Consider the following 1805-nt stretch of genomic DNA (forward strand, 5'->3'; position numbering starts at 1 on the left):
AAAGAGAGTTTGATCCTGGCTCAGGACGAACGCTGGCGGCGTGCCTAATACATGCAAGTCGAACGAACCGAAGAAAGAGCTTGCTCTTTCGGACGTTAGTGGCGGACGGGTGAGTAACACGTGGGCAACCTGCCTGTAAGTTGGGGATAACTCCGGGAAACCGGGGCTAATACCGAATAATAACAAGCGTCGCATGACGCCTGTTTGAAAGATGGTTTCGGCTATCACTTACAGATGGGCCCGCGGTGCATTAGCTAGTTGGTAGGGTAATGGCCTACCAAGGCGACGATGCATAGCCGACCTGAGAGGGTGATCGGCCACACTGGGACTGAGACACGGCCCAGACTCCTACGGGAGGCAGCAGTAGGGAATCTTCCGCAATGGACGAAAGTCTGACGGAGCAACGCCGCGTGTGTGAAGAAGGTTTTCGGATCGTAAAGCACTGTTGTTAGAGAAGAACAAGGATAAGAGTAACTGCTTGTCCCTTGACGGTATCTAACCAGAAAGCCACGGCTAACTACGTGCCAGCAGCCGCGGTAATACGTAGGTGGCAAGCGTTGTCCGGATTTATTGGGCGTAAAGCGAGCGCAGGCGGTTTCTTAAGTCTGATGTGAAAGCCCCCGGCTTAACCGGGGAGGGTCATTGGAAACTGAGAGACTTGAATGCAGGAGAGGTAAGTGGAATTCCACGTGTAGCGGTGAAATGCGTAGATATGTGGAGGAACACCAGTGGCGAAGGCGGCTTACTGGCCTGTAATTGACGCTGAGGCTCGAAAGCGTGGGGAGCAAACAGGATTAGATACCCTGGTAGTCCACGCCGTAAACGATGAGTGCTAAGTGTTAGGGGGTTTCCGCCCCTTAGTGCTGCAGCTAACGCATTAAGCACTCCGCCTGGGGAGTACGACCGCAAGGTTGAAACTCAAAGGAATTGACGGGGGCCCGCACAAGTGGTGGAGCATGTGGTTTAATTCGAAGCAACGCGAAGAACCTTACCAGGTCTTGACATCCTTTGACCATTCTGGAGACAGAACTTTCCCTTCGGGGACAAAGTGACAGGTGGTGCATGGTTGTCGTCAGCTCGTGTCGTGAGATGTTGGGTTAAGTCCCGCAACGAGCGCAACCCTTGATTTTAGTTGCCAGCATTTAGTTGGGCACTCTAAAGTGACTGCCGGTGCAAGCCGGAGGAAGGTGGGGATGACGTCAAATCATCATGCCCCTTATGACCTGGGCTACACACGTGCTACAATGGATAATACAAAGGGTTGCCAAACCGCGAGGTCGAGCTAATCCCATAAAATTATTCTCAGTTCGGATTGTAGGCTGCAACTCGCCTACATGAAGCCGGAATCACTAGTAATCGTGGATCAGCATGCCACGGTGAATACGTTCCCGGGCCTTGTACACACCGCCCGTCACACCACGAGAGTTTGTAACACCCGAAGTCGGTAGGGTAACCTTTATGGAGCCAGCCGCCGAAGGTGGGACAGATAATTGGGGTGAAGTCGTAACAAGGTAGCCGTATCGGAAGGTGCGGCTGGATCACCTCCTTTCTAAGGAAAAGGAAACCTGTATTCGTTTTATCTTCTCGTTTCGTTCAGTTTTGAGAGGTTTTTTTCTCTCGATGAAAGAAAGTTGTTCTTTGAAAACTAGATAAGAAAGTTAGTAAAGTGCGGTATAAGTCGTTGACTTGTACCAACCAAGTAAGAACCGAGAATCAACTGAAAGTGAATCTTTCAACTAACCGATACGACCATCGCTGGTGCGTAGACGTTAGGAACATACCCGTGGCGAGTTCGAAAGAACAAA

Annotated in this window: 1 rRNA gene; it reads left to right on the forward strand. The window is 51.0% G+C overall.

Annotated features, from left to right (window positions below):
• Nucleotides 1-1549, forward strand: a 16S ribosomal RNA gene (locus PGRAN_RS15245).
• Nucleotides 1550-1805: the final 256 nt, after the last annotated feature.

Origin of the sequence: Listeria grandensis FSL F6-0971, assembly GCF_000525835.1 — a bacterium.
Lineage (GTDB): Bacteria > Bacillota > Bacilli > Lactobacillales > Listeriaceae > Listeria_A > Listeria_A grandensis.